Annotated in this window: 2 protein-coding genes; both read left to right on the top strand. The window is 69.6% G+C overall.

Annotated elements, in window-relative coordinates; genetic code table 11:
- Positions 1–1600 (top strand): M16 family metallopeptidase (locus AC1DYN_RS32265; RefSeq protein ID WP_477966833.1); only part of this gene is annotated, 1600 nt, incomplete at its 5' end.
- 93 nt (positions 1601–1693) lie between these two features.
- Positions 1694–1986 (top strand): metalloregulator ArsR/SmtB family transcription factor (locus AC1DYN_RS32260; RefSeq protein WP_477966831.1); only part of this gene is annotated, 293 nt, incomplete at its 3' end.

Below are 1986 nucleotides of genomic sequence, written 5' to 3'. Positions count from 1 at the left end.
CCTGTACACGGGCGACCCTGGCTACCTGGACAAGGACCTGGCGCGCCTGCGCCGCATCGACGCCGCCGCCGTCCAGCGCGCGGTGCAGACCTGGCTGCCGCAGCAGGCGCGTGCGGTGGTCACGGGCGTGCCGGGCAAGCCGAAGGTGGACGATCCGCGCATTGGCAAGGCTGTCCGCACCGCTGCCGCGCCGACGCCGGTGGCCCCGGTCAACGTGGCCGAAGCGTGGCGCGCAACGCCGCCCAAGGCCGGCCCGGCGCCGCGCTTCAAGCAGCCGCGGGGCGAGACCTTCACGCTGGCCAATGGCCTGACCGTCATCCACTACCGCAATCCGGCGCTGCCGCTCGTGTCGAGCCAGCTCGTGGTGCGCAGCGGCGGCGCCGCCAATCCGTCCGACCTGCCGGGCCTGGCCGGTTTTACTGCCCAGATGCTGGAAGAAGGTACGGCCACGCGCAGTGCACCCGCCATCGCCGACGACATCGCCCAATTGGGCGCGTTCATGGACACGGGCAGCAGCGACGACGTCTCGACCGTGTCGCTGCTGGCCCTGACGTCCACCTTTGCACGCGCGCTGGACATCGTCGCCGACATCGTTCAGCGCCCGGCCTTCCCGGCCGCCGAGATCGAGCGCCAGCGGCAAGACCGCCTCGGCGCGCTCACGCAGCAGCGCGACGACCCGGAAACCGTGGCGGCGCTGGCGGCGGCGGGCGCACTGTTCGGTGCCGGCCATCCGAAAGGCTATGGCCAGCTGGGCCTGGAGCCGGCCATCCGGCGCACGACGCGGGACGACATCGTCGGCTTCTGGCGCCGCCATTACGTGCCGTCGAACGCGGCGCTGGTGGTTACGGGCGACATCACGCGCGCCGAACTGGAAGCACTGGCGCAGGCGCAGTTCGGCGGCTGGACGGCGTTTGATGCCCCAGCGGCTGCGGTTGGCGCGGCCAAACCGACGGCTGCGCGCCTGGTCGTGATCGACCAACCCGACGCCGGCCAGACAGCGCTGCAGGTGGCGACGATGGGCCCGGCGCGCGACACACCCGACTTCCCGGCCCTGCAAATCATGAACGGGGTGCTGGGCGGGATGTTCTCGAGCCGGCTCAACAACAACCTGCGCGAGACGCGCGGCCTGACCTACGGCATCCATTCGCACTTCGACTACGACCGCCAGCCGGCGCCGTTTTCGGTGGAAGCCAGCGTTCAGCAGGACGCGACCGGCGAAGCGGTGCGCGAAATTCTGCGCGAAGTCGCGCTGCTGCGTGAGCAGCCGATCTCCAGCGACGAACTGACAGCGGCGCGCAATGCGCAGCTGCTGTCGCTGCCGGGGCAGTTCGAGACCAACGCCGACATCGGCGCGAGCCTGACGGAGTTGTTTGTCTACGGGTTACCGCCGGATTACTACGATAACCTCGCCACGCACCTGGCCAATGTCGGCGTCGACGACGTGCAGGCGGTGGCGCGCCGCTGGCTCGATCCGGACCGGATGATCGTGGTCGCGGTGGGCGAACGGCGCAAGATCCTGCCACAGTTGCAGAAGCTGGGGCTGGGGCAGCCGGAGATGCGGGATGACGATGGGCAGGTGAGCAACAAACCACGGCACTGAACCGGTATTGCGCCACACCGCGCGCCACGCCGTGCTTGCCCGCCACGGGCCTTTGCTCTAACATGTGAACACCTATTCACATGTTACAGTCGCATGCACGAACACGCCCACACGCACCCGGCCGCCCAGCCGATCGCCCCGCCGCCCGAAGAAGCGATCGGCCAGCTGGCCGACCTGTTCCACCTGCTGGGTGACGCGACGCGCCTGCGCATCGTGCTGGCCTGCCTGACGCAGCCGACCGCCGTGGGCGACATCGCCGGCACGCTGTCGCTGTCGAGTTCACTGGTCAGCCACCACCTGCGCCTGCTGCGCGCAGCCCGCATCGTCAAGGCCGAGCGCCAGGGCAAGCAAGTCTTTTACGCAGCTGCCGACGCCCACATCAGCAG

The organism is Rhizobacter sp. P2_D12 (assembly GCF_056404395.1).
Note: the sequence above shows the minus strand (reverse complement) of the source record. Positions and strands in the feature narration are given on the sequence as shown.